The sequence below is a fragment of the Sessilibacter sp. MAH3 genome (assembly GCF_054658275.1).
Genome location: NZ_BAAGIE010000002.1, coordinates 110,350 through 136,670 on the forward strand (window position 1 = coordinate 110,350; position 26,321 = coordinate 136,670).

At 42.7% G+C, this 26,321-nt stretch carries 17 protein-coding genes; 6 read left to right on the forward strand and 11 right to left on the reverse strand.

Annotated elements, in window-relative coordinates; genetic code table 11:
- Position 1: 1 nt before the first annotated feature.
- From sucC to sdhC, 8 genes are all read right to left on the reverse strand, one after another.
- Positions 2–1,165 (reverse strand): ADP-forming succinate--CoA ligase subunit beta, encoded by a 1,164-nt coding sequence (gene sucC, locus ACYQ2C_RS02045; RefSeq protein ID WP_460048695.1) that lies wholly within the window; start codon positions 1,163–1,165, stop codon positions 2–4.
- A 253-nt stretch (positions 1,166–1,418) separates the two neighbouring features.
- Entirely contained in the window at positions 1,419–2,864 is a 1,446-nt protein-coding gene (gene lpdA, locus ACYQ2C_RS02050) for a dihydrolipoyl dehydrogenase (RefSeq protein WP_460048697.1), read from the reverse strand.
- 89 nt (positions 2,865–2,953) lie between these two features.
- On the reverse strand, positions 2,954–4,447 hold the full coding sequence (gene odhB, locus ACYQ2C_RS02055; protein ID WP_460099674.1) for a 2-oxoglutarate dehydrogenase complex dihydrolipoyllysine-residue succinyltransferase: 1,494 nt from the start codon (positions 4,445–4,447) through the stop codon (positions 2,954–2,956).
- 99 nt (positions 4,448–4,546) lie between these two features.
- Complete coding sequence (locus ACYQ2C_RS02060) at positions 4,547–7,390, reverse strand: 2-oxoglutarate dehydrogenase E1 component (protein WP_460099671.1); 2,844 nt, start codon at positions 7,388–7,390, stop codon at positions 4,547–4,549.
- A gap of 608 nt (positions 7,391–7,998) precedes the next feature.
- Complete coding sequence (locus ACYQ2C_RS02065) at positions 7,999–8,703, reverse strand: succinate dehydrogenase iron-sulfur subunit (RefSeq protein WP_460099668.1); 705 nt, start codon at positions 8,701–8,703, stop codon at positions 7,999–8,001.
- A gap of 17 nt (positions 8,704–8,720) precedes the next feature.
- Positions 8,721–10,493, reverse strand: coding sequence for a succinate dehydrogenase flavoprotein subunit (gene sdhA, locus ACYQ2C_RS02070; RefSeq protein ID WP_460099666.1), 1,773 nt, complete (start codon positions 10,491–10,493; stop codon positions 8,721–8,723).
- Positions 10,494–10,496: 3 nt separating this feature from the next.
- Positions 10,497–10,865 carry a succinate dehydrogenase, hydrophobic membrane anchor protein gene (gene sdhD / locus ACYQ2C_RS02075; protein WP_460048706.1) on the reverse strand — a complete coding sequence of 123 codons (369 nt, stop codon included), beginning with the start codon at positions 10,863–10,865 and terminating at the stop codon, positions 10,497–10,499.
- Entirely contained in the window at positions 10,859–11,233 is a 375-nt protein-coding gene (gene sdhC / locus ACYQ2C_RS02080; protein ID WP_460048708.1) for a succinate dehydrogenase, cytochrome b556 subunit, read from the reverse strand. The genes sdhD and sdhC overlap by 7 nt, the downstream gene beginning before the upstream one ends.
- Positions 11,234–12,250: 1,017 nt before the next feature.
- Here sdhC and gltA point away from each other — a divergent pair.
- The 5 genes from gltA (at position 12,251) to ACYQ2C_RS02105 (ending at position 16,455) form a co-directional block, all read left to right on the forward strand.
- Positions 12,251–13,528 carry a citrate synthase gene (gltA, locus tag ACYQ2C_RS02085; protein ID WP_460048710.1) on the forward strand — a complete coding sequence of 426 codons (1,278 nt, stop codon included), beginning with the start codon at positions 12,251–12,253 and terminating at the stop codon, positions 13,526–13,528.
- Between the two features lie 203 nt (positions 13,529–13,731).
- Positions 13,732–14,229, forward strand: a complete 498-nt coding sequence (locus ACYQ2C_RS02090) for an RNA polymerase sigma factor (RefSeq protein ID WP_460099661.1) — start codon at positions 13,732–13,734, stop codon at positions 14,227–14,229.
- A 48-nt stretch (positions 14,230–14,277) separates the two neighbouring features.
- A complete protein-coding gene (locus tag ACYQ2C_RS02095) occupies positions 14,278–14,787 on the forward strand; it encodes a hypothetical protein (RefSeq protein WP_460048713.1) in 510 nt (169 codons plus the stop codon).
- Between the two features lie 11 nt (positions 14,788–14,798).
- Positions 14,799–15,671, forward strand: coding sequence for a DUF4097 family beta strand repeat-containing protein (locus ACYQ2C_RS02100; protein WP_460099658.1), 873 nt, complete (start codon positions 14,799–14,801; stop codon positions 15,669–15,671).
- Positions 15,672–15,957: 286 nt separating this feature from the next.
- Complete coding sequence (locus tag ACYQ2C_RS02105) at positions 15,958–16,455, forward strand: MOSC domain-containing protein (protein WP_460048716.1); 498 nt, start codon at positions 15,958–15,960, stop codon at positions 16,453–16,455.
- 376 nt (positions 16,456–16,831) lie between these two features.
- Here the strand turns inward: ACYQ2C_RS02105 and ACYQ2C_RS02110 are convergent, their stop codons facing one another.
- Both ACYQ2C_RS02110 and ACYQ2C_RS02115 read right to left on the reverse strand, forming a co-directional pair.
- The gene (locus ACYQ2C_RS02110) at positions 16,832–18,400 is read right to left on the reverse strand and encodes a hypothetical protein (RefSeq protein ID WP_460099655.1); all 1,569 of its coding nucleotides are present in this window, start codon (positions 18,398–18,400) and stop codon (positions 16,832–16,834) included.
- A gap of 73 nt (positions 18,401–18,473) precedes the next feature.
- Positions 18,474–21,596: a TonB-dependent receptor gene (locus ACYQ2C_RS02115; protein WP_460099652.1), complete on the reverse strand. Its 3,123-nt coding sequence runs from the start codon at positions 21,594–21,596 to the stop codon at positions 18,474–18,476.
- A gap of 1,007 nt (positions 21,597–22,603) precedes the next feature.
- Between ACYQ2C_RS02115 and ACYQ2C_RS02120 the strand changes: the two genes are divergently transcribed.
- On the forward strand, positions 22,604–25,762 hold the full coding sequence (locus tag ACYQ2C_RS02120) for a non-ribosomal peptide synthetase (RefSeq protein ID WP_460099650.1): 3,159 nt from the start codon (positions 22,604–22,606) through the stop codon (positions 25,760–25,762).
- Here ACYQ2C_RS02120 and ACYQ2C_RS02125 read toward each other — a convergent pair.
- Entirely contained in the window at positions 25,746–26,309 is a 564-nt protein-coding gene (locus ACYQ2C_RS02125; protein WP_460099647.1) for a DUF1415 domain-containing protein, read from the reverse strand. The two genes, ACYQ2C_RS02120 and ACYQ2C_RS02125, sit on opposite strands and share 17 nt — an antisense overlap.
- Positions 26,310–26,321: the final 12 nt, after the last annotated feature.

A 26,321-nucleotide genomic window follows, 5' to 3' on the forward strand; every position in this document is an offset into this window, starting at 1 on the left:
CTTAACCTTGAGCCGCTTTAACAACTTGCTCTGCAGCATCGGTCAGGCTAGTTGCAGCGATGATGTTCAGACCGCTATCCGCAAGTACCTTAGCACCTAGGTCAGCATTGTTACCTTCCAAGCGCACAACAACAGGTACTTTTACGCCAACTTCCTCAACTGCACCAATAACGCCTTCAGCGATCAAATCACAGCGTACGATACCGCCGAAAATGTTGATCAATACTGCTTTAACGTTGTCATCGGCCAAGATGATTTTGAAAGCTTCGATTACACGCTCTTTAGTTGCACCACCACCTACGTCTAGGAAGTTGGCAGGCTTACCACCGTGCAGGTTTACGATGTCCATGGTACCCATTGCAAGGCCAGCACCGTTAACCATACAACCGATGTTACCTTCTAGAGCAACGTAGTTAAGGTCCCATTGAGCAGCGTGAGCTTCACGAGCATCTTCTTGCGAAGGATCGTGCATTTCTTTCAGCTCTGGGTGACGGTATACAGCGTTACCATCGATAACAACTTTAGCGTCTAGACAGTGAAGGTTACCTTCATCGGTAATAACCAATGGGTTAATTTCAAGAAGAGCCAAGTCTTTTTCTTGGAACATTTTCGCAAGACCCAAGAAGATTTGGGTAAATTGCTTAATTTGAACGCCTTCTAGACCTAATTTAAATGCCAATTCACGGGCTTGGTATGGCTGTGCGCCAACTAGAGGGTCTACAGTTGCTTTTAGAATCTTTTCTGGAGTTTCTTCTGCAACTTTCTCGATTTCTACACCACCTTCTGTCGATGCCATGAAAACGATACGACGGCTAGAACGGTCAACAACCGCGCCTAGGTATAGTTCGTTAGCAATGTCGGTGCAAGATTCAACCAAAATACGGCTAACTGGCTGGCCTTTTTCGTCTGTTTGGTATGTAACCAAACGGTTGCCTAACCATTTTTTTGCGAACTCTTCGATCTCGGCTTTGGAGCTTACAAGTTTTACACCACCGGCTTTACCGCGACCACCAGCGTGAACCTGGGCTTTAACCACCCACTTATCGCCACCAATTTCATCAGCTGCTGCCGCAGCTTCTGCTGCAGTCACTGCAGCAATACCTTTTGATACAGGCAAGCCGTATTCGCGAAACAGCATTTTGCCCTGATACTCATGCAAGTTCATGACTATTTATCCGTTTTTGACTGTGTTTTCGAGCAACCGCAGATGGGTTATCTGCCGTCCTGTCCAACTCAATTGACATCTATGAGGTCTTAACCTCACGCCTTGGTTGCCCGGAGCGGGTACGCTAATGTGCCCCGAGCCTCACTGGAGCTGGGTTTAGCTCAAAGTGAGTCTGACGCCGAAATGAAAGCGTGACGTCAAAGCTAGTAGGTATCCGTCTTAATGCGGCTTTTGTTTTTGGTTGATAGCGATCTTATTTTTTACGCTTTGGACGGTTCGGCATATGAATCGCGTGACCGTTAACCGCCAACGCAGCTTCTTTAACCGCTTCAGAGAAGGTTGGGTGACCGAAAACAGTCATACCGATGTCTTCTGCAGAAGTACCGAATTCCATTGCCAAAGCAACAGCTTGAACAAGGTCAGAAGCGCTTGGGCCAACAATGTGGCAGCCAAGAACACGGTCGGTATCAGCGTGGGCAAGCATCTTAACTTTACCGTCTGACTCGTTTGCAGCAACTGCACGACCGATAGCGGTAAATGGGAAGGTACCAACGTTGTAAGGAATACCGTCTGCTTTTAATTGCTCTTCAGTCTTACCAACAGAGGCAACTTCTGGGTGGGTATAGATTACGTTTGGAATAATGTCGTAATTGATAAGGGTTTTTTCGCCAGCAATACGCTCAGCTACCATTACACCTTCTTCAGAGCCTTTGTGCGCGAGCATTGGACCACGAACAACGTCACCAACTGCCCAAACACCAGGAGCATTGGTTGAGCAAAGGTCGTTTACGTAAATAAAACCGCGCTCATCTAAGTTTACACCGCTGTCGCCAGCAAGCAGGCCTTCGGTGAATGGGCGACGACCAACACAGACGATCAACTTGTCAAAAGTTTGTTTTGCTTCGTTACCGTCAGCATCGGTGTAAGTAACTTCTACTTCACGACCTTTGATTTCGGTGCCAGTTACGCGACAACCTAGACGAATATCCAACCCTTGTTTGGTTAGAATTTTCTTCGCTTCTTTGGCAATTTCCTGATCCATGGTAGACAGGAAGTCAGGCATGGCTTCAAGAAGTACAACGTCTGAACCCAAACGGCTCCATACACTGCCTAGCTCAAGACCAATTACACCCGCACCAATTACGCCCAAACGAGCAGGAACCGATGAGAACTCAAGTGCGCCAGTTGAATCAACAATAATGTCGTTGTCGACCGGGGCAACCGGGATAGCAACGGGTGTTGAACCGCTAGCAAGAATGACGTTACTGGCTTCTAAAACGGTGGTTTTACCATCGAAATCGGTGTATTCCACTTTTTTGCCAGCAAGTAGTTTTCCGGTACCGTATAAAGAAGTAACTTTGTTAGCTTGGAACAAACCAGCGATACCGCCAGACATTTGCTTAACAACTGCGTCTTTACGCTTGATCATGGTAGGAACATCGATAGTCACCTCACCGGTGCTGATACCGTGAGCTTCGAACGCCGCATGTGCATCGTGATATTTGTGAGAGCTATCTAGTAACGCTTTTGAAGGGATACAACCGACATTCAAGCAGGTACCACCGTTGATACCTTTACCGTCTTTATTTTTCCACTTTTCAATACAAGCAGTTTTCAAACCTAACTGCGCACTGCGGATTGCGGCGACGTAACCCGCAGGGCCCGAGCCAATGACGATAACATCGTATTTATCCGACATAATTCAATTCCTGATCAGTAAATCTTTATGGTGAGGCCAGCTACAACTGATGTTATAACTGGCCACGATATCGATATGGGGAGGCCTAATTAAACTTGCAACAAGATGCGAGCAGGATCTTCAATCATTTCTTTGATTGCTACCAAGAATTGAACAGCATCTTTACCGTCAAGCAAGCGGTGATCATAAGAAAGCGCTAGGTACATCATTGGTAAGATTTCAACCTTACCGTTTACAGCCATTGGGCGATCTTGGATTTTGTGCATGCCAAGAATAGCTGACTGAGGTGGGTTAAGAATTGGCGTTGACAGTAGCGAACCAAACACACCACCGTTGGTGATTGTGAAGGTACCACCAATCATCTCATCAATACCTAACTTGCCATCGCGAGCACGAAGGCCATAGTCACGGATGGTGTTTTCGATAGTAGCAATGCTCATATCGTCAACGTCACGAAGAACAGGAACAACCAAGCCATTTGGAGTAGAAACCGCAACACCAATGTCTTGGAAGCCATGGTATACAACATCGTCACCATCGATAGAAGCATTAACTTGCGGGAAGCGTTTGAGCGCTTCACAAGCAGCTTTGGTAAACATGCCCATAAAACCTAGGCGAGAACCGTTGTGCATTTTTTCAAACAGATCTTTGTACTCTTGACGAAGATCCATTAAAGGCTTCATGTTAACTTCGTTGAAGGTAGTCAACATAGCTGTTGACGTAGTTGCATTCAATAGACGCTCAGCAATGCGCTTACGCAAACGAGTCATTGGAACACGTTTTTCGATGCGCTCACCCGCAGGTAATGGCGCAGCAACTGGAGCAGGCTTAGCAGCAACTGGCGCAGGAGCAGGGGCTGGTTTAGAAGAGGCACTAGCAACGTCTTCTTTAGTGATACGGCCACCTTTACCAGTACCAGCAACAGAACCTAAATCAACACCTTTTTCATCGGCCATTTTGCGAGCAGCTGGACTTGCAATTGTTTCAGAGGCTGAAGAGGCAGCTGGAGCTTCAGCAGCAACTGGAGCAGCCGCAGCAGATGCAGATGCACCTTCAGTGATAACGCCAATCACTTGGTTGCTGGCAATGGTCGCACCTTCTTCGGCAGAGATTGCGGTTAATACACCATCAACTGGGGCAACAACTTCCAATACAACTTTATCGGTTTCAATATCAACGATCAGTTCATCACGAGCTACTGCTTCACCAACTTTTTTATGCCAGCTGGCTACGGTACCGTCCTGAACAGATTCAGGGAAAGTTGGAGCTTTAATTTCAACAGCTGCGCCACTGGCAGCAGAAGCAGTAACCGGAGCAGCCGCTACAGGAGCGCTAGCGCTAGCACCGCCTTCAATAATGTTTGCGATTACTTCATTACTTAAAACTGTGTCGCCTTCTTTTTTAAGAACATCGCCAAGAACGCCGTCTGCAGGAGCAACAACTTCAAGAACTACCTTGTCGGTTTCAATGTCGACCAACAATTCATCTCGACTGACTGCTTCGCCAGGTTGTTTGTGCCAATTTGCTATTACACCGTCTTGTACCGACTCTGGAAAGGTAGGCGCTTTGATTTCTGTAGTCATTGTGGTTGATCTTCCTTCGGGATACCGCTTCGTTATGGAGTATTTATTGTGGCGGGCAACGCCCGCCGTGTTTCTAATGGCCCAAATCTTTTATCTGTACTACTCAACTGTAAGAGCTTTTGCAACTAGGCGATTTTGCTCTTCAACATGCGTAGACATGTACCCTGCCGCTGGCGCCGCAGACGCATCACGTCCTGCAAATCGTAAAGGAGCTTTATGGTCAAGCTTATCCAGCACGCGATACATACGATGCTGAATACTAAACCATGCACCTTGGTTCATTGGCTCTTCTTGACACCAAGTGAAATCAACGATGTTTTTGTAAGGAGATAGCGCTTCGAACAACTCTTGTTCTGGGAACGGGTACAACTGTTCGACTCGTACTAATGCAACATCATCAATTTCTTTTTCGTTCCGCGCTTCAAGCAAGTGGTAGTACACCTTGCCGCTACACATAACAACACGCTTCGCTTTTGCTGGATCGATTTCTTTATCAGCAATCACGTTTTGGAAGCTGCCATCGGCAAGCTCTTCCAATGTTGATGTTGCAAGCGGATGACGCAAAATCCACTTTGGACTCATAACGATCAACGGACGACGCATCGGTCGAATCGCTTGCCGACGCAACATATGGAACACTTGTGCAGGAGTTGTTGGGATACACACCTGAATATTATGCTCAGCACACAACTGCATAAAACGCTCTAACCGTGCAGAAGAATGCTCTGGGCCTTGTCCTTCATAACCGTGCGGCAACAACATGGTTAAACCACATAGACGACCCCACTTGTGCTCACCACTGGTGATAAATTGGTCGATTACAACCTGCGCACCGTTAGCAAAGTCACCAAATTGAGCTTCCCAAATCACTAAACTTCTAGGAGCAGTCGTTGCGTAACCATATTCAAACGCAAGTACAGCTTCTTCAGACAAGTAAGAGTCGTACAAATCAAAAGCTGGTTGATCAGCTTTAAGATGAGATAACGGGGTGTAGCGAGTAGCATCTTTCTGACTGTGAACGATAGCGTGACGGTGAGAGAAAGTTCCTCGACCACAGTCCTGACCAGTCATACGAATCGAATAACCTTCATCAAGCAGGGTGCCGTAGGCAAGAATCTCCGCCATACCCCAGTTCAATGCAGCACTGCCGGCGGCCATTTTGCGTCGATCTTCATAAATCTTAGAAACTTGGCGCTGAATCTGGATACCATCTGGAACTTCACAGGTTTTCACAGCGATTTCGCTTAATTTCTTAAGCTCTACGCGCGTGTCTCCTTCGGCAGTCCAATCGTGGCCGATGTATGGCGACCAATCCACAAACAACGAAGAATCTGGCTCGGTAATTAAACCATCTGCTACTGATTCACCGTTATCTAACTTAGCGCGATATTCTTTCGCTAAGTTGTCGGAATCGTCCTGCGACAAAATATTTGCAGCCACCAAACGATCAGAATACAGAGTACGAGTGGTTTTGTGGTTGCGAATTTTTTGATACATCAACGGCTGAGTTGACGAAGGCTCGTCAGTTTCGTTGTGACCACGACGACGGTAACAAACCAAATCGATAACAACGTCTTTTTTGAACTCGTAGCGATAATCCATCGCTAATTGAGCCACAAAAATTACCGCTTCTGGGTCATCGCCATTAACGTGGAATACAGGAGCTTCTACGAACTTAGCGATGTCGGTACAGTAATCGGTAGAGCGGGCATCTTCTTTCAAACTTGTGGTAAAACCAACTTGGTTGTTGATTACAACATGAAGAGTACCGCCGGTTTTGTAGGCGCGAGTTTGCGACATTTGGAAGGTTTCAAAGACAACACCTTGACCCGCAAATGCAGCATCACCGTGAACAGAGATGGGTACAACTAGATCACCGGTTGAATCATTTCTTCTGTCTTGACGAGCTCTTACGGAACCCTCAACCACTGGGGAAACAATTTCCAAGTGCGATGGGTTAAACGCCATGGCTAGGTGAACTTCGCCACCCTGAGTCATCACGTTTGAAGAGAAGCCCTGGTGGTATTTAACGTCACCCGAGGTAGAAACAAGCTTCTTACCTTCGAATTCTTCAAACAGCGCAGTTGGGTTTTTACCAAGAATGTTCACTAGGGTATTCAAACGACCACGGTGAGCCATACCCATAACAATTTCTTTAGCACCAAAAGCGCCAGCGCGTTTGATTAATGCGTCAACTAACGGAACGAAACTTTCGCCACCTTCAAGGCCGAAACGCTTGGTACCTGGGTATTTAGAATCAAGATGACGCTCAAGACCTTCGGCTGCGGTTAGTCGATCGAGTAAACGCAACTGAACTTCTTTACTGTAATTCGGCTTCGCACGAACACTTTCTAAGCGTTGCAATAACCACTGACGCTCAGCAGCATCATTAATATGGGTAATTTCTGAACCAATAGACCCACAATAGGTTTCTTGTAGTGCGCTTAAGATGTCACGAAGAGGGGCTTCGTCTACGCCCATCATTAGATCGCCAGTTTGAAATACTGTGTCTAAATCAGCGGTAGTTAAGCCGTGATAATGAATATCTAGGTCTGCAACTTCTGCTTTAACTTCCATTTCTAATGGATCAGTTTTCGCGAGTTTATGACCACGAGATCGATAGGCATTAATCAGCTGAACAACTTTAATTTGCTTAGCTTCGTGCTCAGGACTCACTGCACCTGCAGAAGATGATCCTAAAGTCGCTTTACCACGTACACGATCTTTAGCAAGTTGCGCAAACTGCTGTCTAATAATTGAATGAGGTGTATCAGCGCCGACGGCACCCTGTACTCTTGGGAGTTGATCAAAATATTCACGCCACTGTTCTGGAACAGCGTTCGGATCGTGAAGATATGCATCATACAAATCTTCTACATATGCGGCATTACCGCCTGATATATGGGAAGTACTCCACAGAGCTTCCATTATGCTGTCTTGCATTTCTGCCCACCTTTAAACTGGGGCATCCTACCTGCAAGAGGCGCTAAAATGTCACGGACGCGAATACCTCAAATCTTGATAAGATTAAGGCTCTCTGACCTTGGCAATTATTTTCGTTCTGAAAAACTACAAGGCGAAGCTAATTTTCTTTGCAGATTTCGGCTTATGATCCAAAATCTAAGAAACGGCGTAGAAACCTTGAGTGTCAGAACGTTATCCGCCTGACTTTTACAGATAGGCCGACGGTTAGTCGACGCACCCCGATGTTCGCTAAAAAGTCGTTTATTCAACGACATCCGTTTTTATTTATCACCGTAAAGCCGGTGCTCTCGAAATTTACTTGTCTAAAATGTTTTTCCAAACAAGCTATCGAATTTAGCTTCGAAACGTAATTGATGCTAATGACAACCTAAATCAAATTTATTCTAATAATTTATGCTCAAATTATTCATGGGCCCGTTTTCTATCGATTTTGCTTATAAAAAAGCGGCGCTAGAAACTCATGAATACATTTGATTTTTAATTGGCAAACATAATTACATTAAAACTTTTTCTAAACCAAGGCTATAAGACCTTGGTTTAGAGGTCTAACAATAACAGCCTACAAATTAGGTTGCATTGCTCAACAACAAGCTTCTGATATGACCAATTGCGCGCGTTGGGTTCAAACCTTTCGGACAAACTTGTACGCAGTTTTGAATTCCGTGGCAACGGAACACACTGAACGGATCATCCAAATTAGCAAGACGTTTTGTCGTTTCCGTATCACGGCTGTCTGCCAAGAATCGGTAAGCCTGTAATAAACCGGCAGGACCAATAAACTTGTCAGGGTTCCACCAGAAAGATGGGCAGCTGGTTGAACAGCACGCACACAAAATACACTCGTACAATCCATCTAATTTTGCACGTTCTTCAGGAGACTGAAGACGCTCAATAGCTGGCGCTGGAGTATTGTTTTGTAGGAACGGTTCGATCTTTTTGTACTGCTCATAGAACTGAGACATGTCGATAACAAGATCGCGAATTACCGGTAAGCCAGGTAATGGACGTAAGATCAATTTATTGTCTTTAACACACTCAGACAAAGGCTTGATACACGCCAAACCGTTTTTACCATTGATGTTCATGCCGTCAGAGCCACAAACACCTTCACGACAAGAGCGACGGAACGCTAAAGATGGATCTTGGGCTTTAAGAAGCTCAAGTACATCAAGAACCATCAGATCTTTACCCTGAGTATCAACCTCATATGTTTTCATATAAGGCGCTTTATCTGCATCAGGGTTGTAACGATAAACTTCTACTTTCAACATAATCATTACTCCCGAAATTAGTAGGTACGCACTTTAGGCTCAAAACGCTCAACAGTTTTTGGAGCGAAGTTAACCTGACGTTTTGTAACGCGCTTTTCACCTGGGAAGTAAAGTGAGTGACACAACCAGTTTTCGTCATCACGCTCTTGGAAGTCTTCACGGGCGTGAGCACCACGAGACTCTTTACGCTCTTCCGCCGCAATAGCAGTTGCTTCAGCAGTTTCAAGAAGGTTTTGTAGCTCAAGTGCTTCGATACGAGCGGTGTTGAATGCATTACTCTTGTCTTCAAGGTAAACGTTTTCAATACGCTCACGTAAAGCAGCCAACTTCTTAACACCTTCTTGCATGTAGTCACCGCGACGGAATACACCGAAGTGGTTTTGCATAATGGTTTGAAGCTCTTTACGAAGTACAGAAGCATTCTCACCAGAGGTGGAGTTGTTAACTTTGTTCAAGCGAGCCATTGCAGCTTCGATATCAGAATCTGAAGCTTCACGCATCTCGATGCCTTCACGTAGTGCTTTCTCAATGTAAAGACCTGCCGAGCGGCCAAACACAACCAAGTCTAGCAAGGAGTTACCACCAAGTCGGTTTGCACCGTGAACAGATACACACGCGATCTCACCACAAGCATACAAGCCTTCGATAACTTGATCGTTACCTTGAGCATCTTGAGTTAGCGCTTGACCATGAATGTTAGTAGCAATACCACCCATCATGTAGTGACACGTTGGAACAACTGGAATTGGCACTTTAACTGGGTCTGCGTGCGCGAAGGTACGAGACAACTCACAAATACCTGGCAGACGGCTTTCAAGAACTTCTTCACCTAGGTGATCAAGCTTCAAGAATACGTGATCGCCATCAGGGCCACAGCCACGGCCTTCTAGAATTTCTAGAACCATAGAGCGAGCAACAACGTCACGACCGGCAAGGTCTTTTGCGTTAGGAGCATAACGCTCCATGAAGCGCTCACCATCTTTGTTAATCAAGTAACCGCCTTCACCGCGACAACCTTCAGTAACAAGTACACCCGCACCGTGAATACCGGTTGGGTGGAACTGCCACATTTCGATATCTTGAACAGGAACACCCGCACGTAGAGCCATACCAACACCGTCACCAGTGTTAATGTGTGCGTTTGTAGTAGAGGCGAAGATACGACCAGCACCGCCTGTAGCAAATACAGTAGCTTTAGATTTAACGTAAACGGTTTCGCCGGTTTCGATATTAATTGCGATAACACCAGTCACAACATTGTCTTGGTTTTTAACCAAATCAACAGCAAACCATTCGTTAAGGAATACGGTGTTATTTTTAACGTTGTTTTGATAAAGGGTATGCAAAAGCGCATGACCAGTACGGTCTGCCGCTGCACAAGTACGAGCTGCCTGACCACCTTTACCGAAGTCTTTAGACTGACCACCAAAAGGACGTTGGTAAATACGACCCTCTTCGGTACGAGAGAATGGAAGACCCATGTGCTCAAGTTCGAAAACAGCTTCTGGACCTACTGAACACATGTATTCGATAGCGTCTTGGTCACCGATATAATCGGAACCTTTAACGGTATCGTACATGTGCCAGCGCCAATCATCGTTAGGATCTGAAGAAGCGATCGCACAGGTGATACCACCTTGTGCCGATACTGTATGCGAACGAGTTGGAAATACTTTAGTGATTACAGCAGTTTTGTAACCAGATTGCGCCATCTGCAACGCAGCGCGCATGCCCGCACCACCACCGCCAATAACGATGCCATCAAAAGAAATAGTTCTCATGTTAGCCATGACTTATAGACCCCACAATATCTCAACACCCCAAACGGTGTATACAATAGCCACAGCACCCAAAAACACCTGTGCCACAATTCGAGCTACAACCGCTTTAGAGCCGATCGCACGATACGTTAAATAGTCTGTAAGAACCGACCACAATCCAATCCAAGCGTGAGCAATAATAGAAAGGAGAGTAACAAGGCTAAATATACGCATCCAAAGCTGATCGTAAAGACCGGCCCATTGTTCGTAAGTTAAACCTGGATTCGCGATTAAATACGCGACTATGAATAATGTGTATAACGCTAGGACAACAGCACTGATACGTTGGATTAACCAATCGTAAAGTCCACTACGTCCAAAACTCGTAACTGCTGTTACCATACCCAAACTCCCGCTAACAGAATCAATATAACTGCCACTACAGCAACGATTTTTGCACCAGCACGACCACCTTCAAGGGACTCACCGATACCGGCATCCATGATTAAGTGACGTACACCAGCAACTAGGTGATACGCAAGTGCTGCCAAGCTAGCCCAAATAATTAACTTAACTAAAGGACTGGCGAAGACTTCTTTCACACTGTCAAAACCTTCTTCGGAACTCAAGCTTGTGCCTAATGCCCAAAGCAATAATGCAACAACGCCAAAAAGAATGACGCCAGAGACACGATGAAGGATAGAAACGTAAGCGGTGATAGGAAGGTTGATAGTTGAGATATCTAGATTTACAGGTCTTTTTTTGTTCACGGTTAGTGCTACCTTATTTCGCTACCAAAAGGGAGCCAGTTCAAGAAAGGCTATTTTTGTATAGTCGGCGGGAAATGCCTCGCTCACAAGCTGTGGAATCTAGCGAATTTCGCACGTAATTCCCCCTGTAAGAACGCGCGAAATTATAGATATATGACTTCGAAATTACAATTAGTCCAACTTACGGATGATGTATATAACCGAGGCAACAAAAATGGGAAAAACCCTTTAGAGCCGCAGGGTTGACGCCTTTTTCACTTTTTCAGAAACCAAAAAGTCAAAAAAAATTAATTAAAAAATTTCCACTTTTAACCGAAATCGGCATATTTTCACCCGCAATTCGTCAAATCGAAGAACAAAATTCAACAAAAAATTCACAACATGCTTACACTTGACGTGTAAAATGCATTGTTACTATCCGATTAGTTCTTACAGGTAGTAGTGATTATTCATTAATTTCATTACCGTTATAGCCGTCTATGGCTACTGACAGCTGTTGTTTTCTGTCGTGAAAAGGTTGTATGGTATTTCTGATACCGACTTTAGTCGCATTAATAAAATTCGAAATAAGCTCAAATTTTATAGACCAAAGCTTAATTTCAATGTCTGCAATATTTAGTTTTAATAGACATAATTTATTGAGAAGCCGCCTAGAAACCGAGCCAGACGTAGAGATTTAGCTAAATTCAAACTACAGTGAAATTAGCTCAAAGGAAGGAAATTCGAAAATTAGTCGTTGTTGTCAGCAAGAAGCATCTATCTGAATAGACCAATCTAATTGAACTCTTGAGTAGATCTATCCGTTGACTTTCATCCTTACCGCCGTATAGTTTTGCCGCCGGGTCGAACAGACGCGAGCGACACTACAATCAAAAAGGATGCCATCCGTCCAAAAAATCAGGTTTGTTGTTTCATAAAAACAACAAATTCAAATTACGAGGCAGTACGATTTCGATTCAACAGCCTGTACCAATTTCCAATGGCTTAGACAATTTGCAATTATTATAGGAGTCCGTTATGACTGATAAGAAAGCTTACCTTACGGTCGAGGGTTTGGACGAACAAATAGAGCTGCCAGTCCTTACTGGCTCAACCGGCCCTGATGTTATCGATGTACGTGGCTTAACCAGCAAGGGTTATTTCACCTATGACCCTGGTTTCGTTTCCACCGCATCCTGTGAATCTAAAATCACTTACATCGATGGCGACGCAGGTGTTCTACTTCACCGTGGTTACCCCATTGAACAACTTGCCGAAAAATCGGACTACCTTGAAACTTGCTACCTACTCCTAAACGGAGAACTTCCTTCAGCAGAACAAAAGCAAGAATTCGTAGACATCATCACTAACCACACAATGGTTAATGAATCCATGGCCCGCTTCTTTCGCGGCTTCCACCACAACGCTCATCCAATGTCGATGATGTGTGGCGCTGTTGGTGCAATGGCTTCTTTCTACCATGATGTAACCGATATTTCTAACCCAGAACACCGCGCTATCGCTGCTCACCGCCTAATCGCTAAAATGCCGACTCTTGCTGCAATGTGCTACAAGCATTCTCAAGGTCAGCCATTCATGTATCCAAACAACAAATTAAGCTACGCAGAAAACTTCCTGCACATGATGTTTGGTACTCCGTGCGAAGAAGCAGAAGTTAGCCCTACTCTTGCTCGCGCAATGGATAAAATCTTCCTATTGCACGCAGACCACGAACAAAATGCTTCAACATCAACTGTTCGTCTTGCTGGCTCTTCTGGTGCTAACCCATTTGCGTGTATCGCCTCTGGTATTACCGCACTTTGGGGTCCTGCTCATGGCGGCGCGAACGAAGCTGTTCTAAACATGCTTAACGAAATCGGCAGCGTTGAAAACATCGATAAGTTCGTTGCAAAAGCAAAAGACAAAGATGATCCATTCCGCTTGATGGGCTTCGGTCACCGTGTATACAAAAACTTCGACCCACGTGCGAAAGTTATGAAAACCACTTGTGACGAAGTACTAGCCGAACTTGGTCTAGATAATGATCCATTGCTAGCAGTTGCAAAACGTCTAGAAGAAATCGCTCTAGAAGATCCGTACTTCATTGAGAAGAAACTCTACCCGAACGTAGACTTCTACTCAGGTATCATCATGAAAGCGATTGGTATTCCTACCGAAATGTTCACTGTTATTTTCGCAACAGGCCGAACTGTAGGTTGGATTGCACACTGGGATGAAATGATCAGCGGTGCGTACAAAATCGGTCGTCCACGTCAGTTGTACACTGGTTACACCTCACGCGACTACCCGGCTTAATTGTTCAATTAAGCTTCAGAAAAACCAGCCTTGTGCTGGTTTTTCTTTTTTATCCTTTCTGTTTTACTGCTATAACTCCCTTCTCGTTTCAAAACATCTACCTTCAAAAATATTTTGTAAACCTTTTAGCGTCTACCTCACGTCTTAACTTCAAACTAAAACGGATATAAGTACAGCCATTGGAAACGACAGAAACAAAACTGGTGAAGGCTGCACAGAAGGGCAACACCAAGGCATTTGAACAACTGTATCGGATACACAATTCACGAGTGTATTCGCTCGCCTATCGATTATGCGGTGACCGCCACTGGGCGGAAGATCTAAGTCAGGACGCTTTTGTACGCGCCTGGAACAAAATCGAAAGCTTTAAAGGCGAGAGTCAATTTGGAACCTGGCTATATCGTGTTACTGCCAATGTCGTGATTTCTGCACTGCGCAGAAGTAAAGCTAAGTTGGAGGAAGAGATTGACCCCAACACGGATGACAATCAAGCGACCGCACCATTAGATATCGACGGTGACTTGGAAAAAGCAATTCAAAAATTGCCGGAAGGAGCACGCGCTGTATTAGTGCTTTACAGCATAGAAGGCTACACCCATGAAGAAATTTCGGAAATGTTAAATATCGCCGTTGGCACCAGCAAAGCCCAACTGCACAGAGCAAGAAGTGCTCTTAAATCTTGGTTCGGCGATGCCGTTTAGTAACCAATATAGATACAGAAATTTAGTCATCATTAGACCGAGTTTAAAATGACCAACAAAGACAGCCACATCTCTGACGATTTATTAGACGCAAAACTTGCGCAATTAAAAAGTAGAAGACTCGAACCTTCTACCGATTTATGGCCAGAGATACACGCAAAACTACCCATAAAACAGCAAGTAGCATGGTGGGCAAAACCACAGCTTGCTGTTGCAGCTTCATTTTTGGTTTGTGCAATAAGCCTTATTTATTCACTGCAAGTTTCACAAATCAATGAATCACTCTCTACCGAGCTTGCTGAAATTAAATCGGCTCCCGCGACGGTTAATAATTCATTTATAAGCCCTGTTAGCTATACCGAAATAGAATCGTGCTCTGAAAATACTCAAGAACAGGTCGTTATTCGTGAAAACCTCGCCATTATCGAAATGGCCTTGGCTCAAATTCGTAACGCGTTAAAAGAAGCTCCCGATGATCCATCGTTGAATAAAAAATTGTTAGATCTATCAAAACAGCAGATCAATTTAGTTAATCGCGCCAATACAATCGCATTGTAAGGATATTATTCATGTTGAAACTTATTTCTACCCTACTTTTTGCAATGCCTTGTTTAGCACTTGCCGCCGGACAAAGCATCGAAGAGAAAAAATCCACAGGCACGTCCCCACGCGTAGAAATTCAAAATGCTAAGGGCAAAATTAATATCGAAAGCTGGGACAGACCGGAAGTTAAAGTTAGCGGTGTTTTAGATGAGCACGCCAAAGAATTTATTTTTGAAGCCTCCGAAAATAACGTTCGTATTCTGGTTGAATCACAGCAACACTCAGGCCGCTCATCCGGTAGTATTTTAACTGTATTCCTGCCGGAACAAGCCCAGATTTCAGCTGAAGGCACCGCAACAGACTTTATTATTAATAAAATCCAAGGCGATATTAAATTAGAAACCGTCAGTGGCGACGTTCGAATCTCTGGTAATCGCGCCCGCCTAGACATTGATACGGTCAGCGGTGATATTGGCGTAATGGATCACGAAGGTCTGGTCTTTATTGAATCTGTGAGTGGCGATATTTCCTACGATGGCCTGGCAACCCGCATGGAAATCGAATCGATTCAAGGTGATATTGATGTTAACAATCAAGGCAAACTTTCTGAAGCCGAATTCAGCTCCGTGTCTGGCGACATTGAAACAAAAACCTACACCGGCAACGACCGTTTAAGCCTAGAATGGTCTGCTGTTAGTGGCGATATCGATGTGTCATTTTTAGATTCCGTTAATGCTTCCTTCGAAATAGAAACCATGAACGGCAATATCAAAAACTTTTTCACCGAAGACAAAGCGGATCAAAAGCGCTGGCTAGGAAGCTCTCTTACTTTTAACAGCGGTTCACCCACAGGTGAAATTAGCATCTCTACTGTTAGCGGTAATATTTCTATCAAATAAATCTACGGCACCTAAGCACTTATTCTGCTGGCAACTCACCTTTCGGCGAAAGCTTAAGCTTTCGCCCAGCTCTAAAACTTCTCCTCACATTTCAATCGCCCGAAAAAAGATTCTATTATTCATCTAAATACAATCTACCCTTCTACACAATCTTCCTTCAACACAATATTCACCGACCATGACGAATTAGAATACTGACAGATTGGCGAAAGAATTTTGTCTCGTTATATTTTCACTTTCGCGATTTATCCTCTAACCTGATAAAAATATCGTCTTAAGGTCCATCATGACAACACAACAAAAATTATTCAGCCGCTACCTTCCGTCTATGCAGCCGGGAAAATTAATTTGGATTGGTGCGCGTCCAGAACGACGTGAACCCATGATTGAGCTTCAAGAAGGTGAAGCGTTAGAAACCTTAGGATTAAAAGGCGATCGCCGTTGCAATGGTACCCCCGAAAGCGCGAGACAAATTACATTAATCAGTAACGAGCACATCAGCTTACTGTGCAAAATTTTGAATAAAGACGAAATACAACCCGGCCTACTGAGACGAAATTTAGTGACTTCCGGCATTAATTTGTTGGCACTGCGTCATCAGAAATTTCAAATTGGCGACGCAATATTTGAAGGAACGGCACATTGTCATCCTTGTTCAAGAATGGAAAAAGCTCTAGGAACCGGTGCTACGGCAGCAATGATTGGACACGGCGGAATTTGTGCAAAAATAATTAAGAGTGGAAAGTTTAAATTAGGTGACTTAGTAATACCAATCATCGAATAGCAAAATCACTCAAAAAATATTGCCATCAACACTGGGTTTATGAATAAAAAAGGAAGAATAACGGTAATTTAATTGCGCAAATAACCGTAGGAACCGCTGATCAACTTATTCTTAAGTTAATCGGAATTCTCAAGTTAATCAGAAGTTAAAAATTGAAAAATGCGATTTCCAGTATTTTTCAAACTTCAAGAACTATAAATCAATAATAATTTTCTTAAAGACTATCAAAAACCAAACATCAAATATCGTTATGGCAATAAAAAACCCGAGCCTAGGCTCGGGTTTAAAAGTTCTTATAAATTAACGACTATCAATCGAGTTGTTAATTTTTAGAGTTTCACAGTCCCTGTGTAAGTAAAACTCCCTCTTATTTAAATTATAGAGAACCGTCTACAGTCCAGCCGTCATACCACAAGGTAGCTGCACCTGGCTCAACGGCACCAATGTAGTCAGTTGCTTCTAAGAAGTTAACGTCAGCAGTACTTGAAGTGTTTGAAGCATTGAACGCTGCGAAATCAATTGGAGCAGCAAGAGCCGCTTCAGCAGCGCCAGAAGCTAGAATACCGTCGATCATAGCAGACACAGAGAAAACGGTAGACTCGTCAATCGCAACGGTTGGATCAACAGGAGTAAAATCGTTAAATTGGAAAGTTGCACAATCGGCAATGATGTTGTTATAAACGATTGAAGGGTTCATGCCAGCTGCATTATCCAAAGTCGCTTGATCTTCAACAACAACACAAGATGTAGATACTGGATCGCCAGTTAATGAAGTCAACACAGAGTTATGAACGAAAGCACCAGTGGTACGTTGCAACCTGTGCAGAATAGAAGCGCCACGACCCGCGCCTAAGAAAGTCGCGTTAGCAATGGTTGGAGCAGACAGTGGACCAGGGTTACCCAAACTATCAGCTTCAATACCGAAGTCTGAATTATCGTTTTGAACCGCAATTGCGAACTGAACGTTACCAACGTAGCCTTCATCCCAATCTAGAGATTCGTCTTGGTTACCGGTTAATACCAAGTGAGAGGCATTTACTGCACCACCGAAGAACTCAATACCATCGTCAGAGTTGTTATGAACTTGAACGAAATCAACTTCAGTTCCAGAACCTACAGAAAGGAATGAAATACCGTTGATTTCATCGCCAACAGCAAACTCAAATCCACCTTCTGCAACAATCACGTAATTCAACACGCCGCTGTTATCTGCGTTATCGTGACCACCTGCGAAACCAGACTCGCCTTCACCATCAAAGTTACACACTAATGCCGCACTCACACCATCATCTTCTGGATATTCACAAAGATTGGTACGACCGTAACCTTGAATAATAAGACCGCCCCACTCGCCAGAACCGTCGATGTCGGTATCGTCAGAACTGAATACGATTGGCTCAGCTGCTGTACCCATAGCCATAATTTGCGAGCCACGAGTAATTAATAAGTTCGCGAAAGTATCGCTATTACCAACAATTTGAGTACCAGCTTCAATGGTAATAGTTGCAGAAGTAACCTCAGTCACGCCATCTGCTAAAATACCATCGGTTGCACTCATTTCTTGGTTACCGTTACCCACGGTTACGCGGCTATTTAAGAAATAAAGCACGTCTGAGTCTAAAGTAACATCAACCAAAATTTCCGCTGGTAGCTGTACTGCGGTAACTGCAACATCAGCACCGGTAGCTGGATTAGTACGTACCACTGAACGAGTAGTTGCACCAGGAATAGCAGCAACGGATGCATCGATCGCAGCTTGGTTATCAAAGAACCCAGCGTTAGTATCATCACCACCAGTGTTTGTATTGTTGGTGTTGTTGTTTGTAGTGGTTGTTACGCTGTTGTCGTCGATAGTAATGTTCGCATCTTCATCCCCAGAGCAGCCGTATAATCCGCCTAGAGAGCCAAATACTGCTGTTGCCAGCACGAGTTTTTTGATATCCATAACATCTCCTAGAATGTCACGTATGTGATTTAGATTTGTATTGACTTAGTTGATTTTTCCAACTGCTCTGTAGTTAGAAATCCCATTCGATGCCGGCTTCGAATTCGACACCTTTTTTATAACTCTGGAAGGTCAAACCGTCTTGGCTAAATTCGACTTCAGAATCAAGAATATTTTTGGCTTTTGCGGTAAAGGTTAATTCGTTAGCAAAAGTCTTTTTATAAGTGAAATTTAAATCGGCGAATGATTCTTGAATTACATCACCTTGATTTCCGCGACCAGAATCTTTTGCCGTCTCACCGTTTTGGTTAAATAACAACGTAAATTCTTGGTTTCGCTCAAGATCATCCCAACCCAAAATTAAGTTAAAGGTATAATCAGGCGCACCTTGGAAATCTCTCTTTGAGCCATCCAACAAGGTGGTTTCGGCATCAATAATACTGGCGTTACTCGCCACGAAAATGGTTTGTGTCAGAGATTCATTGAGTGGAAAATCAATTCGGCCATCGACTTCAACACCAAATAATTCTGCACTATCGCTGTTTTCGAAAGTTCTGGAGTTACCAGCCGTACCCGACGCAACTAAAATTACGCGTTCGATGGGATCTTTAAAATCTTTATAAAATGCTGCAACGCTCACATTACTATTATCTGACCAATAGTATTCCCAACGTAAATCAACGTTAAATACTTCTGAAACTTTTAGATTTGGATTACCACGTACACGGAAATTAAATTCGTTATCGTAGAAGGTTGCACTAGAAGCTTCTTTAAAATCTGGACGGCTCACGGTTTTAGAAACTGCAAAGCGTAATTGTTGCTCGTCTGAATAAATCCAGTTAAAACCAAAGGCCGGTAAAAACGTAGCTTCATCAATAGTTGAAGTCGTCGCGCTTTGAGCACCGGTTAATTCGAAGGTATCAGTGATTAATTCAAAGTCTTCGTAACGACCGCCGACAATAAATTGAAACTCAGAATTAATGAATAAATCGTAGGTGATATAACCCGCGTATTGAGTTAATTCAGAATCATAAGAATCACTCGGCAGAGTTCTATCGACAAATTGCAAACCAGTACCTGGGTCGCCGGTATTGTTATCATCATTAATCACTTCAGAAACCAACAAATTAGGTGCTAGTGTTAGATCTGAATTTGCAGTATGTCTAAATCCGTAGGTTGTAGATTCAGAATCACGCTCTCTGAAAATATATTGCCAACCAAAGCTTAATGTCTGATCAAAACTTCCATCAGAATTAATTAACCATTCGTAATTATTAGAAACGTCGTAATTGTAATCTTCTAATTCGTCGTAACGACGTGAAGTGTTAGCCAGCTGCAATCGGAATGGCTCGTCGTCTTGCTCTAGGTTAAATTGCACCTCACGACGATCCGGTGCGTATCGTATAGTTTGGCTAATGCTTGCTTGCCAATCGGTAGTAAAGTCACCGTTCGCATTTAAGAAATGCTCACCAGCAAATTGTTGAGAAATAAATTGGCGCTCTTCGTAATCGATAAAATACTGAAAACTGTCTTCACCGGAGTCACCATCCGTACCATTTGAAACTCGAACTTGGTTTGAGGTTACGCGAGAGGCAACGGTGTTGGATTCGAAAGAATTATTACCAACATTGTAACCAAACGATAAAAGACCACTTATATTAACTTTGAAAGTATTTTCATCAAATTCGAAATCATCACTAATTGTGCCGTCGCCAGCGGTGGTATAGGTTCTCGAAATACCATCACGTTTTTGTTCGTAACTGGTTTTGTAGTTGACTGCCGCAAAGTAGCCTAATTCATTATCACCAATGTAGGTGAAATCACCGTAGTTTGCTGACAAACTCAAATTAGGCGTTGCGGTAGTTTCATCTAAATCGAAATTATCGGTGAGAAAAAAACCAGCGGCTTGACGCAATTGTCTTTCAATTTCTTCACTAAATGGCTGCTCGATAGTACCTGTTGAACCACCATCAATGCCTAAGGAAAGGGTTGGATTTAAAACCAAAGCAATGGCTTCAACCGCAAGAGGTTCGTTACGAGAACCGTCATCAAAACCTAAGAAATCAAAATCACCGTTTGCTGGATCTGAAGCTACAGTCTCACCGGTAAGATCGGTAACAAAACCGGTTTTAATTGACAGCTTACCTGCGCCTTCATCTGGGAAGGTACGAGTATTAATAACCAAATTACCACCGGTACTTTCACCGGGTAAATGCGGTAAAAAGGTTTTCTTAACATCTAACTGGCTAACAATATTCGATGGAAATAAATCCAACGGAACTGAACGTCGATTTGGGTTAGTACTTGGTAAGGTCGCACCATTTAAAGTTGTCGTAACGTAACGACCACCTAAACCACGAATAAAAACAAAGCTGTCGTCTTGAATAGTAACCGATGGTAAACGAATAACAGACGAGGCAATATCCGAACCGCCAAAACGAGCAAGCTCTTCAATACCCAAAGTATCAACCACGTTTAAAGAAAAACGTTCGCTTTCACCATATGCGTTTGGGTTATATTTTGCTAAAACGGTAACTTCTTCAATATCTGGAGACGCAATTTGAATACCCGCAACACCGGCCGAACGCGGCGATAAAGTAACATTTATGCCTTTAGTAGTGTTGGAAACAATACGAATGTCAGACAGCTCAGCCAATTTCATTTCAGGATGAGAAACTGTAACCGAGTAAACACCGCGCGCTATAGAAATGCTATAAACACCGTCTTCGTCGGTGGATGTTGATACGTCCGCACCGTCTATAGAGACAGTCGCATTGGCAACGGGTTGACCTTGAGAAGTAACACGGCCAGTAATTATGCCTTGCGGAGCAGAACGCTTCTCGGTGGCCGTTTCAATCTTACTAAAAGATTCAACCGCAACCTTAGGTGCAACACCTTCATCTATAGCGACATTAATATCGGTTAATTGACCTTGCCCACTATTAAAACGAAAGCTGTGAATTGTTTTACCATTTTCAATTAATTGAATACTGTGCGCGCCAGCATCCAAATCGAATGTCGCAGCACCACCTGTAACGGTATTTTTCTCGGCTTGACCATCTAATTTAACAGTAATATCTGAGGCAGCATTGCCATTTTTATAAACGTAAATAATCAGCTCGTCTTCGGCCAAAACAGAGCCAGCACTAAGCGCGATTGCACCCGCGACCAAACTTTTGGTTAGCGACCTTTTCATTTACACCTCATATATTTTGCGTCAGGTATCAAGCTGTCACCACAATCAACGAGGTTTGTCGTCTGATGTAATTTCTTGTGGCGCATCGAATTTGGCGCTAGATTAGTCGGTGTTTATTACACTAATGTTTCATAGTGAAATATTTCGGAACTAATTTCCTTTTTTACAACGACTTGAAATTAAAACCAGAATTTAACCGGTTAAAATGCCGTTTATTACCCACAATGAATAAACGTAAGTTCAAAAAAATTGCGAGTTTTGAACACATTAAATAGAGAAATACAGAATGAAGGAAACTTGAAGGAGTCTAGGAACCAATAATTATCACTCCGTGATTTAATCAAAAACTCCTATAAAACGTTCCTATAAAAAGAGGAAGCAATACCGAGGAATCTCTAATTAACTGATCCATGATTTAATCAGAGTTCCCATACTTAATTTGATAGGTTCATGCCGGTTATTAACTCAAGATTTGTCGAGTTATCTAGAATTTCTGGGTATAAATTCATCGACGTTTGAATTGTTTTGAGCCGAGCAACAACTCACAAACCCGGTCAACTCAGTGAATGGTGTGCCTTAATAAGGTTATAAATCGCAATACGCCCAAGCAATTTTGCATGCTCACCCAGATAAAACGATTGTAAAAACTTTATTTTGATCAAAAATAAATCAGATAAACATTTCTTTACAAGGAAAAATTTCTAATATTGGAATAATAAGAACATTTTTTGTACTAAAAATAGTTATAAAAAAATTCATATCTCGACCAAAAATTGGCTCTTATCACAATTAATCATAAAAAAACATACCAAAATCACAGTTAATCTGTAATTTATTACTACTTTCATCACACTTTTTCAAATATCACAGTATGTATAGAAAAAATATAGATTGTATTAAATTGTTTTTATCTTATATAAACGTTTTTAAATATACAGCTTGACGAGGCAATACAACGCTATCGACGCTCAGGTAAGTGAATAATAGATGGAGGAGAGCAGACCAAAATGGATGGAAGGATTGTCAAAGAAGACAATATTATCGAACAAATCTGGAGTATCTGCGATCGCCACCCAAATCAAGAAGCTCTTAAATGTGAAAACGGTAAATTTTGGAATTATCAATCGTTTCAAAAAATTACCTATAAAATAGCCAATGGAGTTTCTTCGTGCCTGTCACAGGAATCAATAAGAACGGGCGATCAGTCAAACGACACCACCGTTATTGTTGCACTATTAATTGATCACACACCGGAATTAATTTTCGCCATTATCGGCACCCTAGCCGCAGGTTGCGCTTACTTCCCAATAGATACGCGATCACCCGAATCGCAAATTGATAATCTATTGCGCATTAATAAACCTGTATTATTAATTACCGATAGCAACAATTCGTATAAAACTGAGTTGTTACAACAGACAATTGCAATTATTAATATAGATGAACTTATCCATTTTGAAGACAGCACTAAACCTGCTCTGAACATTTCTCCTAATAACCCCGCCTATTTACTATCAACCTCGGGCAGCACAGGTGTTCCCAAAGGCGTTTTGCATACACATCAAAGTTTACTGCGTTCGGTTAATCACTATATTAATGACTTTGGCGTTTTAACGAGTGATACCATTGGTTTAATTCAGGCGTGTACCTACACGCCAAGCATTTTTAGTATTTTTGGTGCGTTAAAATCAGGCGCTTGCTTGTGTATTTTTAACGTTCACAAAAATAGTTCTCAGGCCTTTTACGAATGGCTTCAAAATCACAAAATAAGTTTGCTGTACACAACACCTAGCAGCTTTCGAAAAATTCTGAGCGAAACAAACGATACATCAATTTTTAAATCACTCAGATGTGTACAACTGGCAGGTGAGCCCTTATTAAAATCCGATATTGAATTATGGCAAAAAGACTATGTGACTCTCTTTGCGTTGTATAATGGTTTTGGCTCAACGGAAACCAGCTGCATTAGCAGACAATTCGTTTCCGAACACACACTCGAAGGCCAAAATATCTCTGTGGGAGAACCCTACAGCGATGTAACCATTAAAATAATCAACGATCAAGGCCAAGAGCTGGCGTCAAATGAAGTCGGTGAAATTATTATTTTAAGTGCGTACACAGCACATGGTTATTGGCAACAACCCGAGATTTCAACATCAAATTTCTTCTACCGCGAAGGTTCGAATGTTATTGAATATCGCTCGGGTGACCTAGGATATATCGATCAAAACGGCGCCCTTTATATTCTTGGACGACAAGATCGACAAGTGAAAATTCGCGGTCAACGCGTAGAATTAAGACAAATCGAACAAGCAATTTTAAGTCAGCCAGAAGTAAAAGAATGCGCAGTGGAATTGTTTACACCTGACAACGAAGAACCCTATCTTGCAGCCTTTATTATTCCTGAAGAATTGGATTTAAAACCGATAAGAGAATATTTAAGTAATCATTTACAACCCTTTATGATACCAACCCGTTGGGCATTCTTGGATTCTTTACCGCAAAACTCTGCCAGTAAAATAGATCACACAAAATTAAAAGAATACAATTTTAAAAAATCGTCCAGCAAGCCCGGCGAAGGTGAACCCGAAAACAGTTATCAAAAAAGAGCCATTGAGGCCTTTACAGAAATATTAAAAGATGACGATATCGATTTGGATTCTGATTTTTTTGACCACGGCGGAACCTCATTAAATGCCGTAGATTTGGCGATGGTGTTATCCAATAAATTTGCAGTGCCATTTAATGCTTCATCATTGATTGAGGCTTCTACGCCCAGAGACATTGCCTATGCCATTGAAAATATACACAAAGCAGACTCAAAAACCTTAATTCAATTCAAACGTTTAGAAAAAAACAACAACGCCGAAGACAATATTCCCTTATTTTGCATACCGGGCATGTTTGGTAATGCGCTGTCTTTCCGGGCGCTGGCATCTGAGATGCTAAAATATCGCAACGTTTTTGCGTTTGAATATCCCGGTTATTCGGGTGGCCCTATTACCTTTGCAAACTTGCCAGAACTGGTTGATTTGTTATTCACCGAGATCACAAAGAAACATCCACACGGTAAAATTGCTTTGGCCTGTTATTCTCTGGGCGGTTGCATTGGTTTTGAACTGTATAGAAAGCTCTTAGCTCATCATCGCGAAGTGGTTACCATCATATTTTTGGATTGCTTCGCACCAAGAGGTATCAAACTCCGGCACATTAAAGAACAATGTAAAAATTTATTACTCAAAATAACCGGTAGACAAACAACAGGTTGGCGAGCCAGAGAGGAGAAAGTCAATCTAGCACTTACTCGATCTATCGCCAATTATAAATTCAAACCGCAAACCATTAGGGATTTTTTATTCTTAACAGCCGAATTAAAATCAACAGGTTTGCTTGGCATCGCCAAAAATGCAGCTCGAAAATTTTTTGACATCAGACCCTGGCAAAATTTATTTACAACACCGATTACGCACAGATTTATTCAGGGAAATCATATTGACATTATTATGCCCGAAAAAGCCAAAGCTATTACTGATGACATTAACCAATACATGGCCGCATTTGATCCGATTAGTATCGATGAATTAAATACTAGTGACCATGCACTTTTGAGTTTTTCAGATGCCTTATCTGGCTTTCAATTGTCTTCGTCTGACACGCAGATTTTAAAGAGTTCTGATATACCCAACCCTTACAACGCATTTATCGCGACCGAATCGCAACTTACCGCCAATTTGGAAAAAGCTCTCGAAAAAAAGCTCATACCGAAAGTTCACAACTCTAAACACGAAGGAACCTATTACACGCGAAAAGTTGATTTAATCATCGAGGGAACAAAAAACATAGCGGTTAAGGCACTGATCACGGTAAACCTCTCAGACAAACGCCAGGATTTTAAAGCACAAATAATCAACGGCGATAAGCCGTTTGGCACCATATTACAGGAACAAAATATCATTTATTCCTGTGAACCTCTGTACCTGTTTGCAATCGACAATACGAATCGATTGAAGTCTCTGTTTAATCTTAACGAGGTTACAAAAAACACCAAGGCCTATGGACGAATCAATCAATTCAAAGACGAAAATGAAAATATTCTGGCAACCGTTATCGAAATTCTGTCGCCGCAACTTGATCACTTTATAAAAGCCCCTAAATCTGGGGCTTAAGATACGGAAAAAGACCGGCGACCTCTTCGTCGGACAATGCATCCATACGCCGAATATTGGTATCAGGAATAGAATCTGGATCTGGATGAGCCTCAACTGCCCAGGCAATACTCGACTCTCTTAACAAATGAAAAATGGGATACGGGGATCGATTAGTAAGATTTTCACGATCTTCGGCCTCCGTTCCGCCAAATTGATAATTGGGGTGAAAACTCGCAATCTGAAAAATCCCTTCCCAATCATTAATTTCAATCAGACGATCAGTTACGTCTAAATATTGGTTGTAATCAAAGAAATCCTCCAAACAATTTGGCGTAATCACCAACGTTGTTTCAAGCTCTGCTGACGGAGTATTGTTGAGATGCACCAGCTCTTCTTGCAGTAATTCTGTTAACCGCGGTAAATCTTCACCATCAAATACTACCAGTCGAACTTTTTCTTCCAACCAAGGTTTGGCCGCAAATGGGCATAAACCCAAGCCAATAACAACTTGTGAGAGCCATTTGGAGGTCAAATCCAATACTGCATCTCGATTAATTTCTTGCATTTTATTCGAACA